The 20,095-nt window shown below is 46.3% G+C and carries 18 protein-coding genes; 6 read left to right on the forward strand and 12 right to left on the reverse strand.

Annotated features, from left to right (window positions below; all coding sequences use genetic code 11):
• Positions 1 to 6 precede the first annotated feature (6 nt).
• The 5 genes from B2W60_RS12365 to B2W60_RS12385 are packed head-to-tail and all read left to right on the forward strand — an operon-like array spanning position 7 to position 5,190.
• Entirely contained in the window at positions 7 to 1,005 is a 999-nt protein-coding gene (locus B2W60_RS12365; protein WP_292361232.1) for an ATP-grasp domain-containing protein, read from the forward strand.
• Positions 998 to 2,041 (forward strand): hydantoinase/oxoprolinase family protein, encoded by a 1,044-nt coding sequence (locus tag B2W60_RS12370; protein WP_292361233.1) that lies wholly within the window; start codon positions 998 to 1,000, stop codon positions 2,039 to 2,041. The genes B2W60_RS12365 and B2W60_RS12370 overlap by 8 nt, the downstream gene beginning before the upstream one ends.
• Before the next feature lie 9 nt (positions 2,042 to 2,050).
• Positions 2,051 to 3,436 (forward strand): aminodeoxychorismate synthase component I, encoded by a 1,386-nt coding sequence (gene pabB / locus B2W60_RS12375; protein WP_292361234.1) that lies wholly within the window; start codon positions 2,051 to 2,053, stop codon positions 3,434 to 3,436.
• On the forward strand, positions 3,437 to 4,012 hold the full coding sequence (locus B2W60_RS12380; RefSeq protein WP_292361235.1) for a delta 1-pyrroline-5-carboxylate synthetase: 576 nt from the start codon (positions 3,437 to 3,439) through the stop codon (positions 4,010 to 4,012).
• A complete protein-coding gene (locus B2W60_RS12385; protein ID WP_292361236.1) occupies positions 4,009 to 5,190 on the forward strand; it encodes a pyridoxal phosphate-dependent decarboxylase family protein in 1,182 nt (393 codons plus the stop codon). The genes B2W60_RS12380 and B2W60_RS12385 overlap by 4 nt, the downstream gene beginning before the upstream one ends.
• Here the strand turns inward: B2W60_RS12385 and B2W60_RS12390 are convergent.
• The 8 genes from B2W60_RS12390 to B2W60_RS12425 all read right to left on the reverse strand — a co-directional run bounded on the left by B2W60_RS12390 (position 5,165) and on the right by B2W60_RS12425 (position 13,469).
• Positions 5,165 to 6,838: an SPOR domain-containing protein gene (locus B2W60_RS12390; RefSeq protein ID WP_292361237.1), complete on the reverse strand. Its 1,674-nt coding sequence runs from the start codon at positions 6,836 to 6,838 to the stop codon at positions 5,165 to 5,167. The genes B2W60_RS12385 and B2W60_RS12390 overlap by 26 nt on opposite strands.
• 8 nt (positions 6,839 to 6,846) lie before the next feature.
• Entirely contained in the window at positions 6,847 to 7,932 is a 1,086-nt protein-coding gene (aroB, locus tag B2W60_RS12395; RefSeq protein WP_292361384.1) for a 3-dehydroquinate synthase, read from the reverse strand.
• 5 nt (positions 7,933 to 7,937) lie between these two features.
• Positions 7,938 to 8,465 (reverse strand): shikimate kinase AroK, encoded by a 528-nt coding sequence (gene aroK / locus B2W60_RS12400; protein WP_292361238.1) that lies wholly within the window; start codon positions 8,463 to 8,465, stop codon positions 7,938 to 7,940.
• A gap of 92 nt (positions 8,466 to 8,557) precedes the next feature.
• Positions 8,558 to 10,609, reverse strand: coding sequence for a type IV pilus secretin PilQ (gene pilQ / locus B2W60_RS12405; RefSeq protein ID WP_292361239.1), 2,052 nt, complete (start codon positions 10,607 to 10,609; stop codon positions 8,558 to 8,560).
• Between the two features lie 103 nt (positions 10,610 to 10,712).
• A complete protein-coding gene (locus B2W60_RS12410) occupies positions 10,713 to 11,246 on the reverse strand; it encodes a pilus assembly protein PilP (protein WP_292361240.1) in 534 nt (177 codons plus the stop codon).
• A 14-nt stretch (positions 11,247 to 11,260) separates the two neighbouring features.
• Positions 11,261 to 11,848: a type 4a pilus biogenesis protein PilO gene (locus B2W60_RS12415; protein ID WP_292361241.1), complete on the reverse strand. Its 588-nt coding sequence runs from the start codon at positions 11,846 to 11,848 to the stop codon at positions 11,261 to 11,263.
• A 2-nt stretch (positions 11,849 to 11,850) separates the two neighbouring features.
• Entirely contained in the window at positions 11,851 to 12,411 is a 561-nt protein-coding gene (locus B2W60_RS12420) for a PilN domain-containing protein (protein WP_292361242.1), read from the reverse strand.
• Positions 12,411 to 13,469, reverse strand: coding sequence for a pilus assembly protein PilM (locus B2W60_RS12425; protein ID WP_292361243.1), 1,059 nt, complete (start codon positions 13,467 to 13,469; stop codon positions 12,411 to 12,413). The genes B2W60_RS12420 and B2W60_RS12425 overlap by 1 nt, the downstream gene beginning before the upstream one ends.
• Before the next feature lie 188 nt (positions 13,470 to 13,657).
• On the opposite strand from B2W60_RS12425, the gene B2W60_RS12430 reads away from it, so the two are divergent.
• Positions 13,658 to 16,054: a penicillin-binding protein 1A gene (locus B2W60_RS12430; RefSeq protein WP_292361244.1), complete on the forward strand. Its 2,397-nt coding sequence runs from the start codon at positions 13,658 to 13,660 to the stop codon at positions 16,052 to 16,054.
• Positions 16,055 to 16,241: 187 nt separating this feature from the next.
• Here the strand turns inward: B2W60_RS12430 and B2W60_RS12435 are convergent, their stop codons facing one another.
• From B2W60_RS12435 to B2W60_RS12450, 4 genes are all read right to left on the reverse strand, one after another.
• Positions 16,242 to 17,714: a M48 family metalloprotease gene (locus B2W60_RS12435; protein WP_292361245.1), complete on the reverse strand. Its 1,473-nt coding sequence runs from the start codon at positions 17,712 to 17,714 to the stop codon at positions 16,242 to 16,244.
• Between the two features lie 28 nt (positions 17,715 to 17,742).
• A complete protein-coding gene (gene rpmE, locus B2W60_RS12440) occupies positions 17,743 to 17,943 on the reverse strand; it encodes a 50S ribosomal protein L31 (RefSeq protein ID WP_014705308.1) in 201 nt (66 codons plus the stop codon).
• Positions 17,944 to 18,067: 124 nt separating this feature from the next.
• A complete protein-coding gene (locus tag B2W60_RS12445; RefSeq protein ID WP_292361246.1) occupies positions 18,068 to 18,643 on the reverse strand; it encodes a class I SAM-dependent methyltransferase in 576 nt (191 codons plus the stop codon).
• Positions 18,644 to 20,095: a TrkH family potassium uptake protein gene (locus tag B2W60_RS12450; RefSeq protein WP_292361247.1), complete on the reverse strand. Its 1,452-nt coding sequence runs from the start codon at positions 20,093 to 20,095 to the stop codon at positions 18,644 to 18,646.

A 20,095-nucleotide genomic window follows, 5' to 3' on the forward strand; every position in this document is an offset into this window, starting at 1 on the left:
AGAAAAATGAACTTAGTCGTCTACGAGCATATCACCAGTGGCGCTTTGTGTGACGAGCCGTTGCTATCATCGCTCGCACATGAGGGTGAAATGATGCTTTCAGCCATTTTGCAGGATCTGCTTGAGCTGAGCCAGATTCAAATCACGATTCTCCGGGATGCCAGACTAACGCCGCCTGCATGGATGATATCCTCTTCCAGAATCACTATAAACACATGTGCTAATCCACAGGAATTTAAACAACAATGGTGGGAGTGTCTGGAAAATCACGCATTTTTTCTGCTGATTGCCCCCGAAACAGACAATGTTCTCTGCTCCTTGCAACAGCAGGTTCTCGCTGCCGGTAAAACCTACCTCGGCTGCTCAGCAGAGGCAACCCGGCTCTGTAGTGATAAATTACTTTGTTATCAGCAACTGCAAAAAGCAGAGATTGCCACACCTACCACCTTTTCTGCCAAAAATGCATTACTGGATACCTGTCTGATAAACCAATCCTATGTTGTGAAACCGCTGGATGGAGCAGGTTGTCTGGATACATTCATTTTTGATTCTGTTGAGCACACAAGAGCGTATTTACTCGCTTTACCTTCAGGCCAACGTGACAGACTCATTGTTCAGCCCTATATTGATGGGGCAACATTAAGCATCAGTCTCTATCTTGATAATGCTCAAATCCAGCTACTGTCAATTAATCAACAATTAATCGAACAACATGCCACTCAATTTGTCTTTGAAGGGTGTTTGATAAACAGTGTTGCCACACAAGCATTTTCTGAACAGCAGGCAATGCAGCTTGCCAGCCAGATCGAGCAGGCTATAAGTGGATTGTCAGGCTTTGTGGGCATCGACTTTATTTTAAGCAAGCAAGGTCCGGTCGTGGTAGATATCAATCCACGACTGACAACGGCCTATGTCGGTCTGTCGACGGCCAGCAAATACAATTCCGGACTGCCTTTATGGCAGCATTTACAACGTTTGAATCAACAAGAAGCGCACTATGCATAGACAGGAAAAAGGTTGTTTCAGTGGTTGGGATATTGGTGGGGCACACTTAAAAGTGGTTCGCTGTGACAATGATGGACAGTTGTTACAGGCCATCGAATTACCCTGCCCGCTCTGGCATGGAAAAAATGCTTTGCGTAAAGCCATCCGGCTGGCTCTGGATACACTGAATAATGAACTGGATCAGCAACTGATCACTATGACTGGAGAACTCGCGGATTGTTTTACTGACCGGGCTGCCGGCGTATCGGAAATTCTGGCTTGTATAGCAGAATACTTTCCAGCCGATCGGGTCTCGGTATTCAGTAAAAATGGCTGGTTAAGTCAGGAAGAAGCCCGGATTAACTGGGATGCGGTAGCTTCGATGAACTGGCTCGCCAGTGCTCAATTAGCCGCAGCCCATTATCCGACAGCCTTACTGATTGATTGCGGCAGTACCACCACGGATATTATGACGCTGGTTCAATCACTGCCCGAGCTGACGGCCTATGATGATCAAGGTCGGTTAAACAGTGGTGAACTGCTGTATACGGGGGTCATTCGGACACCTTTAATGGCTGTCAGTCGGAAGTTGCCTTTTCGCGGACAATGGCAAACCATGGCCGCTGAGTTATTTGCTACAACCGGCGATTGCTGGCGTATTCTGGATGAAATAAGCGCAGCACAAATTAATGATAAAAGCGCTGACGGCAATGATTGGTCAATCGAAAATTGCCAACGAAGACTGGCCAGAATGCTGGGGACCGATGCCAATCTATATTCTGCAGCAGACTGGAAGAATGTCGCACACTGGTTCACTGAACAACAGGTTCAGCAGATTCACAATGCCTGTTTGCAGGTATTGTCCGCACATCCGGATGTTGATTGGCAAGCACCGGTTATTGGTGCTGGAACTGGACGATTTGTCACCCAACTGATCGCCAGTCGGCTACAACGCCCATATGTCGATTTTGATAATCTGCTTGGCACGCACGAAACAGCTGCGGCTTATGCGCCTGCAAGTGCGCTTGCGCTTCTAGCACAGAGGCAGTTCACGTAAAATATCGTGATGACTTCTCAATTGCCCACCTTATGCGCTGAGCTAACTTACCAAACTGACAGCGCTACCCTGTTTGCTGCCATTCGTGATTTGCCGTGGGCGGTTTTTCTGGATAGCAGCATGACTGAAGGAGAAAACGGGCGCTTTGACATTATTTCAGCGGATCCGTTTATAACCCTGCAAACCCGTGACCAGACAACCGCTATTCAATATCGGAATACTGATTCCAGCCAATCAGCTGAAGATCCTTTTTTATTGCTGCAACAGATTTTGCAACAGTACCCGCAACCATCCAATGAGCTCCCTTTTTGTGGTGGTGCCATTGGGTATTTCGGTTATGACCTCGGCCGCAGAATCGAGAATCTGCCGAGCCTGGCAGTGGATTCCGAACAGATACCGGAAATGGCTGTGGGCATTTATGACTGGGTCGTCATTAATGATCATCAACAGCAGCGCTGCTGGTTAGTCAGTCATGGATTAGACCCCCACACGCAGCAATACTGGCCTGAGCTGTTAAATCGGCTGCAAACACCCGCACAATCAGGTTCCTCAACATTTAACGTGTTTGGTGAATTGCGTTGCAATATGGATCAACAAACCTATCAAACGGCATTTCAGCAAATAAAAAACTATATTACCGAAGGTGACTGTTACCAGGTCAATCTGGCCAAACGCTATGAAATAGCAGCCGATGGCGATCCCTGGACGGCTTATCAGCAATTACGCCAGCAGAATGCTGCCCCCTTTTCGGCATTTATAACCACACCTGACGCGACCATATTAAGCTCATCACCTGAACGATTATTACGTGTCAAAAATAGACAGGTGGAAACCAAACCGATTAAGGGCACTCGTCCACGCGACCTGCAGAATCCCGTGCGCGACAGACTGCTTGCCAGACAATTACAAAACAGCCTTAAGGATCGGGCAGAAAATGTGATGATTGTGGATTTACTCCGCAATGACCTGGGAAAGGTCTGTGAACCGGGTTCAATATCTGTTCCCACACCGTTTGCCCTGGAGTCCTTTGCGACAGTTCATCATCTGGTCAGTACCATCACCGGTGTATTGGCCGAGGATCAGGATGCTGTGAGTCTGTTGAGAGCCTGTTTTCCGGGTGGCTCCATTACCGGTGCGCCAAAAATGCGCGCGATGGAAATCATCGAAGAGCTCGAACCACAACGCCGTGGTGTGTATTGTGGCAGCGTTGCTTATATTGGATTCGATGGCAATATGGACAGTAATATTACTATTCGTACGCTGGTCTTCAGTGATAGACGCCTGCGATTCTGGGCGGGCGGCGGAATTGTTGCTGACTCTGAATTAGCTGCCGAGTATCAGGAAGTGGCGGATAAAGCAGCCGCAATGCTAGGTCTGGTGGAGTCATTACGTTAAATGCACATCGTCAAACTGGGCGGCAGTCTTTATCACACGGCAGAACTCAAATCCTGGTTAGCTCTACTGTCTGACTATTCGCTTCATGATTCGGTGGTGATTGTCCCCGGTGGTGGTCCTTTTGCCGATATGGTTCGCCAGGCCCAGACAATACATCAATTTGATGATCATCATGCTCACCATATGGCACTGTTGGCGATGGCCCAATATGGACTGTTATTACATGCACTGATGCCCACAGCCTTAACCATTCATACCCCAGCTGAAGTGCCGGTAACACCCCAACTGGCTATCTGGCTACCAGATGATCAACTGCTGAAAGCAGATGAAATCAGGCAAAATTGGCAGATAACGTCTGACAGCCTTGCCTTGTGGTTTGCCCAGCAATTGCCGAACAGCAAACTCAGCTTAATCAAATGTGTCTCGGTCGATACCGGTGTGATGAGCGAATTGAGTAGCAGGAATATTCTTGATCAGGGTTTTCAGTCACTCTTTCAACAGCGACCAATATCATCGCAGCTAATCCACTATCAAAGACCGAATCTGTTTCCTGATAACGGGCTGGTATTGGAATGAGCGTTGATGAAACCCCATTATCTGCCTCGTTAAACAACGTCATTCATCAATATCTGCAAATGACGGAGTTAACTACGGAGCAACAACAGCAACTGGCTGAACAAGTAACGCTTATCCTTCACACAGCAACGCGTCACAACCAAAAAAACTGGGCAAGCCATATGACCCCGGCCGTTAATGAATTAGCGGCTCTAGGACAGCTTGTGGCTGCTTTGCATCAGGGAAATTTACTGTCACCAGAGCTCTACCCCGAACTCGGCAACATTGAAAAAGATATTTTTGATTTTTTCTGCCCATTATTCGGACAAAAATCAGGGCATGCTACGCATGGTGGCACATACGGCAATCTCGATGCCTTATGGCAAGCCCGGAAAAAATTCGGGTTAAACTCAAAACGAGTCTATGCCAGTGAACAGTCTCATTACTCCGTCGTCAAGGCGTGCGACATTCTTGGACTGGATTTACAATTGATTCCAACCAATCCTGAACAGCAGATGGATATTGATGTGCTGAAACAGGCCTGCAGCACTCATGCTCCTATGGCCATTGTGGCAACCGCAGGCACCACCAGTAGTGGTCAGCTGGATGATGTGAGCGCCATCAAAACGATTATTGGGCAATTGCCATGCTGGCTGCATATTGATGCCGCCTGGGGTGGTTTTTTAAGTCTGCTAGAGAACAGTCCGTTAACGGATAAACAGCTCGGTCAGGCCGATTCTGTCTGTTTTGATCCACATAAAAGTTTAGGCCAGCCTCGGCCATGCGGCCTGTTGATGTATCAGCAACCCATAAAAAAAACGAGCGTATCCACCCATTATTTAGCCCAGCCACCACGAGATACTTTAGTGGGTTCGTATGGTCCCGAACTATTATTGCCTTTGTGGTTGACCATCAAAACACAGGGTAAAACGGGATTGGCCGGACAAATAGAAACACAGCTTGAGCAGGCAAGACAGTTTGCCGATTATATTAACGAACAGTCAGGCTGGTGGGCGCAATATTCACCCAGTGGAATTGTCTGTTTTACAGCCCCACAACACCACAATTTATCGGATTTAATCGGGAAAGGCATTTTTTCGCTAACTGAACTGGCCGGGAAACCTGTATACCGAGCCGTATTTACCAGCCACACCACTCGGTGTGAGTCATTAATTAACGATCTGGCGCCTTATCTATAATCTGTTTTTGCACGCCGTCATAACGTCGCAGCCACGGTGATACTTTATTCAGTGGAGATGGCCACTTTTTGCTGGATTGTATGGCAACCTCCTGCGATGGATAAACGCCATAAATCAAGGCATACCATACTTTATCTTCACGCAGACTATCAAACACAGCGACATTGCCAGTGAGGGAATGTTTTTTCACAAACCTGTCAATTTCCTCGCGGTCCCACGTCCCCATCAATTGAAAAGTGTAAGCGGTGCTGGATTGCTGCAGAACCCACTGCTTATCCTTCAACTCAGTATCCGCCAATGAATTATCGACTTTTTCAGGCTCAGCAGGTGCTGGATTTAATTCGACAGGGTTTATCTCTGCTTGTGCTGCAGAATTTTCAGAAACTATTGTGTCAGTATCGTTATTCTCTTCGTCTTTATTGGCATTCACAGCGGTAACAGACTCCTCAGGAATTTCCTCTGTTAAGGTCATTTCATCCGCTGAATCAGCAATATTATTTTCTGGCTCAGGCTCTGACGCTAAGGGGAATTCGGTCTCTGCAACGACTTCTGAATCAAACTCTGCAGGGTCAGCTTCCGGCTCAGAAACCGTTTGTTCAAGTTCATCAAGCAACGCCATTAGCTCTAAGCGATCGGCTTCTGCAACACTGGTTAACTGTTCCGGCTCATTTGCTATAACCAAAGGCAGCTCCTCGGTTAAAGCATCATTGCTGACCTCAGCATCCTCAATGGCATTTTTATCCGCAATAAACCAGTCATTAATCTGTTGCTGATAAAACAGTATCATGGCGAACAGGATAGCGACTGGAATCAGTCCAAACCATTTATTCCACCTGAGCTTAATAGCAGGCGTTTTCAGGCTTTGCGGTATTTTGAAGCGGAGCGGAAGCTGCAACTGTCTGGCCTGTCCCTGGCCTAATAAAAATTGATGGGCAAGACGATTAAGTTTGGCAGGAAGGCCGTTTGATTGTCGATGAAAACGCGTTAAGGTTTTCTCATTAAACGGACTATCACCGTTGAACCCAACACCTTGAAGCCGCTGCAATAAATAAGCACCCGTTTCCTGTGCTGGAATGGGACTGAGCATTAATGACTGTATGCGATCATTCTCTAAAGTAATAGCATCCGCCGCAACATCCGCCACGACAGCACGCCATAAATATTTGTCTTCATGCTGCCAGTCAAACCAGACTTTTAATTGCTGACGTAACGGGTCAGCCAGTTTGCTGACATCATCGATCAATAAAACCGGGCGCACCTGTAAAGTTTGCAACTGCTGCAACCGTTGTTGCAAAAGCTGCAGATTGTTACTGCCAAGGGTGCTTTCCTGTGGCGCACCAAATACCTGTAAACATCGGCTGACCATAAACTGAATGGTCAGTGAAGGTTCTGCCTGAATAAAACAAAAGCGCAGATCATCACCGCCAACATTCATTAATGCTTTTAAGGCTGTGGTTTTACCCAAACCATTCGGGCCATACAGTAAAGGGATTTTGTCGCTGGCTCTGAGCAGATGCAATACCAAATCAAGACGCTGCTTGATTTCCGGCCCCAGATACAGACCGGCTTCTCCTACCTCAGTACTAAATGGGTTTGCCTGAAGCGCTAATCTTGAAATGTATTTTGGTTCAGCTGCCGCCGCAGTCATTGCATTTCTCAATTTCCAGCTGTAAATGTCGACAGCGTTTCAGCCAACGCCTTACTGTCATAGTCATCAGAAATAATAGCCTGTCCGATATCGCGTAATAACACTAAACGAATCAGTCCATCCTGAACTTTTTTATCCACCGCCATCAGATCCATAAAGTCAGCAGAGCTTAACTGACCCGGAACTGTAATGGGCAAGTTTGCCTTTATCATAATGGTGCGAATCCGGTTAACCTTATCATCGTTAAGCCATCCCATACGTTGTGATAAATCGGCAGCCATTACCATGCCAATCGCAATCGCTTCACCGTGCAGACAATGCCCATAACCACAGCCGGTTTCAATGGCATGGCCAAAGGTATGACCAAGATTCAACAATGCTCTGACACCCTGTTCGCGTTCATCATCTGCGACAATCGTGGCCTTATCCTGACAGGATCGTGCAATCGCCTGCGCTAATGCGGCAGGATCCCGTGCCACCAGTAACGGCATATTCTGTTCCAGCCAGTCAAAAAATTCAGCATCATTAATCAGCCCGTATTTTATGACTTCAGCCAGCCCGGAAGACAATTGTCTGTCATCCAAGGTGTTCAGCGTCGCAGTATCTGCCAGCACACACTGAGGTTGATAGAATGCGCCGATCATATTTTTGCCCAGGGGATGATTGACCGCTGTTTTGCCTCCCACAGAAGAATCGACTTGTGAGAGCAATGTAGTGGGAACCTGAATAAACGGCACACCTCGCTGATAACAGGCAGCTGCAAAGCCCGCCATATCTCCGATAACGCCACCGCCCAAAGCAACTATTGTGACCTGACGGGACATTCGGGTTTCCAGTAAGCGATCAAAAATCCGCTGCATGACTTCCAGCGTTTTATATTGTTCACCGTCAGGCAAAATAGCGACGTCAACCCGATAGTCAGCTAAAGCGGTTTTCACGGTATCCAGATACAATGGCGCCACGGTTTCATTGGTAACGATCAGCACTTCCTTGCCTCGAATATGCGCACTATATAAGCTGCTCTCAGCAAGCAAATCTTCACCGATATAAATTGGGTAACTGCGATCACCGAGCGCAACCTGGAGCGTATTCATCATAGTCAGATATCTTTTGTTTTTAATTGTTGTAGCTGTTTTATAACGGCATTTACGGTTCGTGTCACAGACTGATCACCTGTTTGCAGGACCACATCAGCCACTTCCCGATATAAGGGGTCACGTTGAGCCATAAGTTGTTTAATTTGCTGTCGACGATCGCCCACTTGTAACAGGGGTCGGCTGGTATCTCTTGATGTACGACGGTACAGCTGTTCTGCTGAAGCCGCCAGATAGACAACCGTGCCACGCACCAGATTCTGACGATTTGTTTCCGAAAGCACTGCTCCACCGCCGGTAGCAAGGACTATATTATCCATCGCCGTGAGTTCATCAATAATTTTTTGTTCACGTTCTCTGAAACCCGCCTCACCTTCCATTTCAAAAATCCAGGAAATAGACACGCCGGTGCGTTTTTCAATCTCACGATCGCTATCAAAAAACTTTCGATGCAGCTTTTTGGCAAGCTGTCGACCAATAGTAGACTTTCCAGACCCCATTGGTCCCACCAGAAATATATTACCTGAAATCACGCGGCTTATGACTCAACTGTTTATCATGAAAAAAAACCGGATCGACAGGCCTTCGTCGATCCGGTTTTTTATCTTAACTGAAAAAGCTGGATTTAATAATCCATACCTTCCTTAATAATTTTTGGTGTCACAAATACCAGCAATTCACGCTGCCGGTTTTCATTCAGATCAGTTTTGAACAGGAATCCGACATAAGGCAGATCACCAAAGAATGGGACCCGTGTTGAAGACTGCGTCGAAGTTTGCTCATAAATCCCCCCCAGAACGACCGTTTCGCCATTGTCCACCAATACCTGAGTACGAACACTACGGGTATCAATACTGGGCACGCCGAGGAAAATCTCACCCACTTCATCTTTGTTTACTTCCAGATCCATCACAATACGATCATCCGGCGTGATTTGCGGTGTGACATCCAGTTTTAACAACGCTTCTTTAAACGAAACGGAGGTTGCCCCACTTGAAGATGCTTCCTGATAAGGAATCTCCGTACCCTGCTCGATAGTCGCTTGTTTCTGATTTGAGGTAATTACCCGTGGGCTGGACACTATCTCACCCTTACCCTCTTCCTGCATTGCAGACAATTCCAGCTCCAGCACCGCACCCAAAGGTAATTTCGCCAGGGCCAGAGCAATGGTTCCGGCTGGATTGGCTACGGGCAAGTTCACATTCAAGTCCTGCCCACGCACACCGGTAGAGTTTGTGGGTATCACAGAATTGTTATTTGTAGCAGGAACCTGAAGCCCTTCCAGTGAACCAGAAGTACCTGCTCCCAGCGTTCCGCTTCGGGCAGAAGAACCAAAGCGCACCCCAAGTTCCTTGGCAAAATCGTTATTCGCAATAACAATCCGCGATTCAATTAATACCTGTCGTACCGGAATATCCAGCTTTTCGATTAATTTACGCACATCGGCCAGATTACTGGCGGTATCACGCAGCAATAAAGAGTTTGTCCGCTGGTCAACCACCACACTGCCACGTTCTGAAAGGAAACCACCTGCGGAGCTTCCAGCCGTACTCTGGCCTTGGGTAGTGGTCAGAATCTCCGCCATTTCTGATGCCTTGGCAAAATTGACCTCAAATATTTCAGAATAAAGCGGCTCCAGCTCTACTAATTGATTTCTTGCCTCAAGTTCCTGTTTTTCACGCGCAGCAATTTCTGCCGCTGGCGCAATCAGCATGACGTTGCCATTCTGACGCATTCCCAGCCCTTTGGTTTTCAGGATGATATCCAGGGCTTGATCCCAGGGAACATTTTTCAATCTTAACGTCAGATTACCGGTCACGGTGTCACTGGTGACCAGATTCATCCCATTGAAATCCGCCAATAGCTGTAATACGGCTCTTACTTCAATATTCTGAAAATTCAGTGAGAGTTTTTCACCTTCAAAGCCAAACTCACTACCCGAAGACTCCGCAGCAGTTTGTTCAGCAATGGGTTTTACTTCAACTACAAGCATATCGCCTGACTGATAAGCAAGATGTTCAAACTTACCGGTGGTTGTCAAAATCAGCTGTGTACCGTTGCTGGTTTGAATACTGTCAATTAAATGCACGGGAGTGGCAAAGTCCATCACATCCAGTCGGCGCTTTAATTTGTCCGGTAAATTTACCCCCGGTAAATCCACAATCAAATCCCCACGTTCACGGCGCACTTCCAATGAGGTATTTTCATTTTGCAAAGCCACCATTAATCTGGCCTCGCCCTGTTCACCGCGTCGGAAATCGATATCCGTAACTGAATTGCCCCCCCTGGAAGCAACCGCTGAATCAGGTCGTGTACTTGCCACGCTGGTATTGTCATTTAACATCACTTTTACAACGTTACCTTCAACTTCAACCTGATAAGGCAGCTTGCGTAATAAATTAATGACCATACGAGTACGTTCGCCAGCTTCAACCGTTGCGATACTGCGTGTTTGTCCACTGTTTATCTGTTTGGTTGTCTCACTCAGTTTATTGCTGACACCTCTGAAATCCAGGACGATGCGAGCGGGTTCATCCGTCGCAAAACTTTCTGGCGTTTCTACCGCTTCAGAAAATGTCAGCGTTACCAGGCCTTTATTTCCTGAAAGTGATGAATAATCCAGTGACTGCAATTCATTTGCCGACGCAAAACCACTGATAAGAAATAATGAGAGCATCCCCAGACTGGACCGCCACCGTTCAAATAGAGTTTTGTCTGACGTTGCCGTGACTTGACGCCGTGTGATTGTCATTCCGTATTTACTCATCATTTTCTGGCCCTTAATTTATCTCTACGACGGATACTGTCGTCTCACGCTCGTTGTAGCCGTTTCCTTCAGGAACGATTTCCTTTAATGTCAACTGTGTTTCACTGATTGCAACAATCTGGCCATGGTTCCGTCCCATATAATTACCAATTTGCACGCGATGTATTGTGCTGTCCGGAGCCCGGATTAATGCCCATAAGCTTTCCTGTTCCAGAGTACCGACATATTGCAGGTCGCTCAGAGAATAATTTTCCAGAACTTCCCTTCTGCGATTTTCATTAGGTTGAATACCGTTATCAACCACTTTTTCAGGTTCCGGCTCTGGAACATCAATGACTGTAGGAACAAATGGGTCACGTAATTCAGATGCTGCATAGCTGAATTTTTCATAGGGTTTCATTACCGGGATTGGCGGAATATCCACTACCTGCCGGGCTTTCACTTCTGCCACATAGGTTTGCAGATCATCTTTTGGCGGGGAGCAGGCTGCCAGCATAAAGGTAATGGACAGCAGAATGACGTTGCGGATAAATGTTTGAGTTGTCATGGACATATTCATTATCAGTTACCTTGCTCGTCAAAGTAACGATACGTCTTGGCGGTAATATCCATGGTCATATTGCCGTTGGCTGTTAATGGTCCCATTTTGAAGTTATGCATAGTCACAATACGTGGCAGTGCCGCTATTCCACTAATAAATTCAGCAAACTGATGATAGGAACCAGTGACCCGCATAGTGATTGGCAGCTCTATATAAAAATCGATAGGCCGTTCTTCTTCGGGTTTGAATAATTCAAATTCCAATCCATTCACCAAACCTGTTCTGGAAATATCTACCAGTAGATCCGCTACCTCACTTTTACGGGGTAACTGCTGCAACATGGAAGCAAAAGAAACTTCCATTTCTTTCATCTGCTCTTTATATGCTTCCAGATTAACGGCTTTACTTTGTTTTACTTCAAAGCTTGTACGCAGTTCAGTTTCAGTTTGTTCAAGTCTTGCCAGTTCAGTACGCTTATCTTTAATCAGGAAGTAATAACCTCCACCCCAGATCACTGCACAAATCAGCAAGGCGGCAACGATTTTTCCAACCAGCGGCCATTCGCCGCTTTCATTGAAATCAATATCATTAACTGAAGGGATATCCACGCCTATTGCTCCTTATTCGTTTCAGGTTTGGACTCAGTAACTTCCAAAGTAAATTGACGAATTGCATCATCGCGGGTAGATGTACGCTGAACAACACGAAGTTTTGATTCACTAAACTCCGGATCCTTATCCAGTTGATTCATAAATACAGATACCCTGGCGTTGGTTTGTGCAACTCCCTGCACAATCAATTTATCGCCTTCGCGGCTTAAAACTTGAAGATGAATTCCTTCCGGAACTGTTCTAACCACCGAATCAAACACTTTCACAACTTTTGGTCGACTCTGTTGCAAGTCTTGAATCACCCGCATCCTGGCCAGTAGCCGATCACGTTTTTTCTCTAAGTCCTGAATTTCTTTGATCTGAATATCTAATTTGGTGATTTCCTGTTGCAGATAATTATTACGTTGATTTTGTTTATCCAGCAGTCCGTTCATATAGCTGGTAAAAACATAAAAAACCAATATCGCAAATGCCAGTGTGAGTCCCATTACGACATAAAACTGTTGCTGTCTTTCCTGGCGCTTTTCTTCACGCCATGGCAGAAGATTAATATGTGCCATTAGTCAAAGCTCCTCATGGCCAGCCCACACGCTATCATCATCGATGGGGCATCATTACTAATCGCCTGTACTTTGACTCGAGAGCCTAAAGCCATATCCGTAAATGGATTGGCCACCGATGTAGAAGTACCCGTTTCCGCCTCGACAATTTGATCAACACCTTCGATTGAGGCACAACCACCAGCAATAATGATGTGGTCTATGGATTGATACTGACTGGAGGCGGAAAAGAAGAATTGCAGGGCGCGGGTAATAGTGACGGCCATGGATCGTTTGAAGGGCTCAAGCACTTTAGGCTGATAATCATCCGGTAAGCTGCCATCTTTTTTGGCACGCCCCGCCTCCTGATAAGACATGCCATAGTAACGCTCAATATCCTCAGTGAGCATTCGACCACCAAAGGTCTGTTCCCGGGTAAAAACGATTTTGCCATTGACCAGTACGTGCAGTGTGGTCACGTTTGCCCCGACATCTGCAACGGCAACGGTTAAACCATTTCCCTGATTGGGTAATTGCCTGGCGATTAATGAAAAAGCATTTTCAACGGTATACGCTTCAACATCAACCAGGCGAGGCTTAAGTCCGGCTTTTTCCAATACATCAGTGCGGGCATCAACATTTTCCCGCCGTGAAGCGGCCAGTAACACATCTACGGCATCGGCATCCGCGGCCGAAGGCCCCAGAATTTCAAAATCCAGTCGAACTTCATCCAGTGGGTAAGGGATATAGTTTTCAGCTTCCAGCATCACATTTTCTTCCATATCCCGCTCTGATATCGAGGCGGGAAAGGAAACCACTTTGGTAATGGCTGAGTTTGCCGAAACCGCTACGGCGGCATCTTTGGATTTAGTACCTGAACGTTTCACCGCACGTTTTATCGCGCCGGCAACTTCGTCACTGTTTTCAATTCGTCCTTCTACCACAGCATTGACCGGTAAAGGCTCTACCGCATACGATTCGACGGTGTAACGATCACCCCGTTTATTAAGCTCCAACAGCTTCACAACTGAAGAACTGATGTCTATCCCTAGTAAAGGGGATTTTTTACGTCCAAACATGCATCGCCCCAATTCCATCGAAATGATGTGTGAAGTACACTTACCTTTGTAAGTTAAAGTAGTTTATTAACAATTACCAGGATGTCAACAACTAAAAATGTGACATCTTCCCGAAAAGTGATTAACTGGCATTATTACGATGTTTATATATACTCTACGGTTTTATTTTTTGCGAACCAAATAATCCAATGTCGCGACTTGTGTCACGCCTTTTTAAATGGGGCTTTACCTTTTTCATAGCTGGCCTGCTGTTTATCGCTGTCGTCTATCTGTTTTTATCTCCCAAACTGCCAAACGCAGAATCGTTGCGCACGGTGCAGTTGCAGATACCTTTACGTATTTTCAGTGAAGAAGGTCTGCTGATGGCAGAGTTTGGCGAAAAACGTCGTATACCTGTCACTTACGAAAACATTCCTCCTAAACTTATTGAAGCGTTTCTGGCTGCTGAAGATGATCGTTTTTTCCAGCATCCGGGGGTGGATTATCAAGGCTTGCTTCGGGCCGCTTATTCTTTGGCACTGACGGGTGAAAAAGCCCAGGGTGGCAGCACTATCACCATGCAGGTGGCACGTAATTTTTTCTTAAGTAACGAAAAAACCTATTTGCGCAAAATCAATGAAATCTTTCTGTCACTTGAAATAGAAAATATTCTGTCTAAAGAAGAAATTCTGGCTTTGTATCTGAATAAAATATTTCTGGGACATCGCTCATATGGCGTTGGGGCAGCTGCAGAAGTCTATTACGGAAAAAAACTCGAAGACTTGACGCTCGCGCAAATGGCCATGATAGCGGGATTGCCCAAAGCCCCCTCAACGACCAACCCGATTACCTCGCCCGAAAGGGCTCTCGATCGTCGAAATTATGTGCTGAGAAGAATGCTGGATGTCGGTTTCATCACACAAGACGAGTATCAGAAAGCACTTAAAGAAGATGTAAGTGCTCGCTATCATGGACGCGAAATAGAAGTCTATGCACCGTACGTTGCCGAAATGGTCCGAACTTACCTGGTCGCCGAATATGGTGAAGAAATCTATGAAAACGGTATTCGCGTATTTACCACCATTAAAGCCAAACATCAGCAGGCGGCAACAAAAGCATTACAGGATGCCTTGCTGGCTTATGACAAACGCCATGGTTATCGGGAACCAGCGGCCAAGGTAGAACTGAGCGAACTGCCGGATTTGGCTGCATCGGAACTGCATCTGAAAGATTATTCCATTATCGGCTCAATCAGCCCGGCCTTAGTGCTCAGTATCGAAGACAACATTGCCCAGGTATTTGTAAAACGCTTCGGGCAAATCGAATTACCTTTTTCAGCCGTCAGCTGGGCGCAACCACAGCTCAGTGCCAACAGTATGGGAAAAAAACCACAAACCATAGCGGATGTATTGTCTGTGGGCGATATCATCTATCTACGAGCTTTAGAAGATGATGCATGGCAGTTGACGCAAATCCCGGAAGTACAGGGTGCTTTGGTTTCACTTGCATCAGAAGATGGTGCCATTACTGCTTTGCAAGGCGGCTTTGATTTCTTTCAGAATAAATTCAACCGGGTGACACAATCAAAACGTCAACCCGGCTCAGGCTTCAAACCCTTTGTCTATTCTGCCGCTCTGGAAAAAGGGTATACCGCCGCTACCGTGGTCAACGATGCACCCGTTGTATTTGATGATCCTGGTCTTGAAAATGTCTGGCGCCCCGAAAATTACAGTGGACGCTTTTTTGGACCAACTCGCCTTAGAGAAGCGCTTACCCACTCACGAAATTTAGTTTCTATTCGCCTGTTAAGAGATATCGGCATTGCCTACACGGTGGATTACGTAAAGCGTTTTGGGTTTAAACCGGATCAGGTGCCACCAAACCTTTCTATAGCGTTAGGAAGTGGTAACGCTGCACCATTAGATATGGCCCGCGCTTACGCAACATTGGCTAACGGCGGTCACTTGGTGGATCCTTATGTGATTTCCCGTGTAGAAAATACAGCAGGCGAGATTTTAATGCAGACCAAACCGCAGAAGGTTTGCGATAGCTGTGCTGTTCCCAATGAAGATATAACTGAAGAAGAAGCGTTAATGCAGGCTGAGTTATTAGGGTTTTATCCTGCTAAACAGGTTATCACGCCGCAAAATGCCTATATTATTAACAGCATGCTGCGTGATGTTGTGAAGTTCGGCACGGGTCGTCAGGCCTTGAGTTTGAATCGAAATGATTTGGCCGGAAAAACCGGCACAACCAATGATCAACTTGATGCCTGGTTCAATGGTTATAACCCGGATTTAGTTGCTATCGGTTGGGTTGGTTTTGATAACCCTCGAACGCTTGGCCGTTATGAAACGGGTGGCCGTGCTGCGTTGCCAATGTGGATTGATTTTATGCGTATTGCTCTGGAAGATCAGCCTGAACACGCCTTTGAACAGCCAGTGGACATGGTCACCGTTCGAATAGATCCTGAAACAGGATTATTGGCCCGCCCGGGCGATCAGAATGCTATCTACGAATCCTTCCATAAGGATAATGTTCCTGCAATGCGTGGAGGCAGCAGTTCAAGTCGTGACGAGGATGATTCACTCATTGATCTGTTCTGAATACGACCCTTACCCTCCCGGCACACAAATCTGCCGACCGATAAGGTCTGTTATTTTTAAACAGTGATCGTTGAAGAGCAACAGGCCTGACACCACACCTTATAGCGAGTATTGGAATTAACGCACTTGCGTTCTCAACAGGGACAACCTGAAACTGCTCTGTTGCAAAGCCAGGAGCAAAGAGAAATTAACGAATACGCTTGGCCAATTGTCCAGGTTGCAACTCGTCATTAGGATAATGACCATTCAGTAAACGTAGCTGTTGGATTGGGCTATTGCTAATCCGGGTCGAAGCAGCCCAGCTTGCATAACTATCATTTTTGCTAACCTGTACGACTTCTATACGCTGTGCTTTGGCAAGATGTTTTTCATCATCACGTAATGCATGAAAACTCATTACCGTTTCGCGGAAGCTGGCATCAAAACGTTTAAAATCCCCAGCGGCTTTAGTCGTGGCGATAAAAATAAATGCCTGTTCACGTAAATACATGACCGCAACACGAACGGTTTTGCCTTGAGCAGCTGCCAAGCCGGTATATCCCTGAAGACCATTGCTGGTGATAGGTTCTCCACTCTTCAGATCTTTAATATTCAACCGATCCCGGATAAATTCAGCAGGACTCTGTTTACGATTAAGATCAGATACACCCATTTCAATAATCGCTGAACCCTGAGGTGCAACAGCTCGCAGGCTGGAAGGGTTATTTTGAATATGCCAATTTACTGGAAAACTCAACGCAAATTGCATTTCACCATGATAGAAATTTCTACCTGAACGAATTCCCTGTGATTCACTGTCGCCAAACACCATGCCATCAATACGCTTCAAATAGCGCTCAGCGCCTTCAACACCTTCTGATGTTTTATATCGATCTGCTGCCTTAACCACTTCCTGCAGCCGAGTGTCATTATCAGGATGTGAAGCAAAGAGGCCATGGTATCCCTGATAATCCTGCCCCTGTTTTTTAGCTTCCGCTTCAGCAAAGGTTGCCTGATCTTTTAATACTCCAATCACATTAATCATTGCCTGGGGGTTATAACCAGAGCGGGCCAGATATTCTGCGCCAAGTCTATCCGACTCCAGTTCATGCTCACGGCCATAACCGCTGAGCAAGGCGCCACCAAACAAATTAAACAAATCCTGGGCACCTGCCGTGCGTAATCCAGGAACTAATATTGCACCAAGGGTATAGCCTAAATTAGCCGCCTGTGCGGCACTTTGCTGGCGCACACCATGTCTTGCAGTAACGTGGCCTATTTCATGCCCTAACACGGCGGCCAGTTCAGCTTCAGAATTCAGATAAGACATCAAGCCGCGGGTGATATAGATGTAACCGCCAGGTAAAGCAAACGCATTGATAACCGGTGAATCCAGCACAGTAAAGCGATAAACCAGATCATCTCTATGACTGACTGCGGCAAGTCTTTGCCCTATGTCCTGAACATATCTCTGCAACGCTTCATCTTCATACAAACCGTATTCTTTAACGATTTGCGGATGATAGGTACGTCCCATTTCCAGTTCTTTGTTTTCGCTGAACATCACAAAGTCCTGGCCACCAGTGACCGGATTCTGTGCACAACCTGATAAAAGCCCCAGAAACAACAAAGCCCCTGTCAATCGACAGAGGCTTTTGTATGTGGTGTTGATGATATTCATCAGTATCTCCGGCAAGTTGCCCGCAAGATTACTTTCCGTATTTTTGACGGAATTTATCAACACGGCCGGCGCTATCAAGCATTTTCTGTTTGCCGGTGTAGAACGGGTGACATTCTGAGCATACATCCAGCGTCAGGTCATTGCCGCGTGTTGAACGGGTTTTGAAGCTGTTACCGCAGCTGCAGGTAACATTGATTTCGCTATAATCTGGATGGATATCCGCTTTCATATCTGTTCTCGCCAATAATAATGTTTGCCTGACAAACACACTTTATATGTTTGCCCTTTCTGAACCGTGTAATTCTACTGATCCATCAGCTTTTCAGCAAGCCTTAAATAAGTATTTATTTTTACTACGACTTTTGAGCAACTAACATTGCCTGATTACGCCAGCCTTGTCTCGTATCCCCCAGTAAAGCCTCTTCACGATAAACTCTGATCCTGAGACTGGCAAACAAGTCCAACAGTTCATTATCTGCCAATAAAAATTCTGGGTTTTGCGGCCCCTTGTTATCGGGCTTGTCGCGGCAGAACGTCTGATAAAACACTAATCCATCAGGCTTTAATGCATTAACAATATGCTGGCATAACGGACGATCCAGAAATTGACTGATCACAATCACATCAAAACTCTCAGGAGCCGGAGGCATTATGGAAACATCACGTTGCTCGATACTCAAATCAAGCTGACGTCTTTCGGCTTCTATTGAGAGCTTTGCTAGCGCCTCGCCGCTGATATCCCAAGCCTGGACCTGTAAACCAAGACTGGCCATTAATAAAGCATTGGCTCCCAAACCACAGGCTAAATCCACCACATTTCCGTGTCCGGGTAATAAATGCTGATTTTGCTGTAATACCCAGGCTGGTTCAGGATAATTACCAACCGGCTCACGGTAACGTTTATCCCACTTTTGTTGAATACCAGTCATCTAACGACGCCAGAATGCAGGGGTCAATACAACTAACAAAGTGAAAATTTCCAAACGGCCCAATAACATAGCGACACATAAAACCCATTTCGAGGTGGCATTAATCTGACCGAAATTTGCCCCTACATCACCCAAGCCGGGCCCCAGATTATTCAAACACGCCGTTACTGCGGAAAATGACGTGACAACATCAAGTCCTGTCGCCATCAACATCAAATGCATGATACTGAAACAGAAAACATACAGGGCAAAGAAGCCCCAGACCGCCCCAACCACCTTAGAAGGTAAAGCCTTGCCATTGACCTTGATAGCAAATACCGCATTGGGATGAATCAACCGTAATACTTCACGATACCCCTGCTTGAACAGCAGCATGGCACGGATAACCTTAATACCTCCCCCCGTGGAGAAAGCACACCCGCCAATATAGCTGGTCATCAACAATAAAATCGGCAGAAAACCGGGCCATAAATAATAATCTGTCGTGGTAAAACCGGCTGTCGTACCAATCGAAACTGCCTGAAAAATGCCATGATGCGCCGAGGTCCAGCCATCATCAAAAGTGCCGGTAAAATATAGGTAACTTGCTGTTATCAGAGAGATAATAAACATAATACTTAAAAAGACTTTCAGCTCAGAGTCTCTCAAATAATGCATCAGACTACGATGTCGCCAGGCCAGAAAATGCAGCGAAAAGTTCATCGCTGAAATCAGCATGAACGCCACAGCAATCATTTCAATGGTGGCGCTGTTAAAGAAGCCCATACTGGCATCATGGGTAGAAAAACCGCCTATAGCGACAGTAGAAAAACTGTGGCCTATAGCATCAAACCAAGTCATTCCCGCCCAACGATAAGCGATGGCACAGGCGACTGTTAAGCTTAAATAGATATACCAGAGTGCTTTGGCGGTTTCGGTAATACGCGGGGTTAATTTGGCATCTTTCATCGGCCCTGGGGTTTCAGCCCGATAAAGCTGCATACCACCGACACCTAATAAAGGCAGAATAGCAACCGCCAATACGACAATACCCATACCGCCCAACCATTGCAGAAACTGACGATAAAACAATACGGCTTCCGGCAAAGTGTCCAGCCCCACCAACACTGTTGCACCGGTGGTGGTTAGACCCGACATTGACTCAAATACGGAATCGGTAATGCTCATTTGAGGCGATTCCGTCAAATAAAACGGTAACGCTCCGGAAAAGCCCAAGGCAATCCAGAACATGACAACCACAATAAAACCATCACGGATTTTCAGCTCTTTTTGATGCTTTCTGGCTGGCAACCAAAGTAACAGACCGGTACTGACCAATATTACGAATGCCGTTAAAAATGCCGTAGCAGCCCCATCATCGAACCACAAGGAAACCAGTACAGGAGGTAACATCGTAATACTGAATAAACTCAGTAAGATGCCCAGAATGCGCTGGATAGTGAGTAATTGCAT

The organism is Methylophaga sp. UBA2496 (genome assembly GCF_002341635.1).
Classification (GTDB): domain Bacteria; phylum Pseudomonadota; class Gammaproteobacteria; order Nitrosococcales; family Methylophagaceae; genus Methylophaga.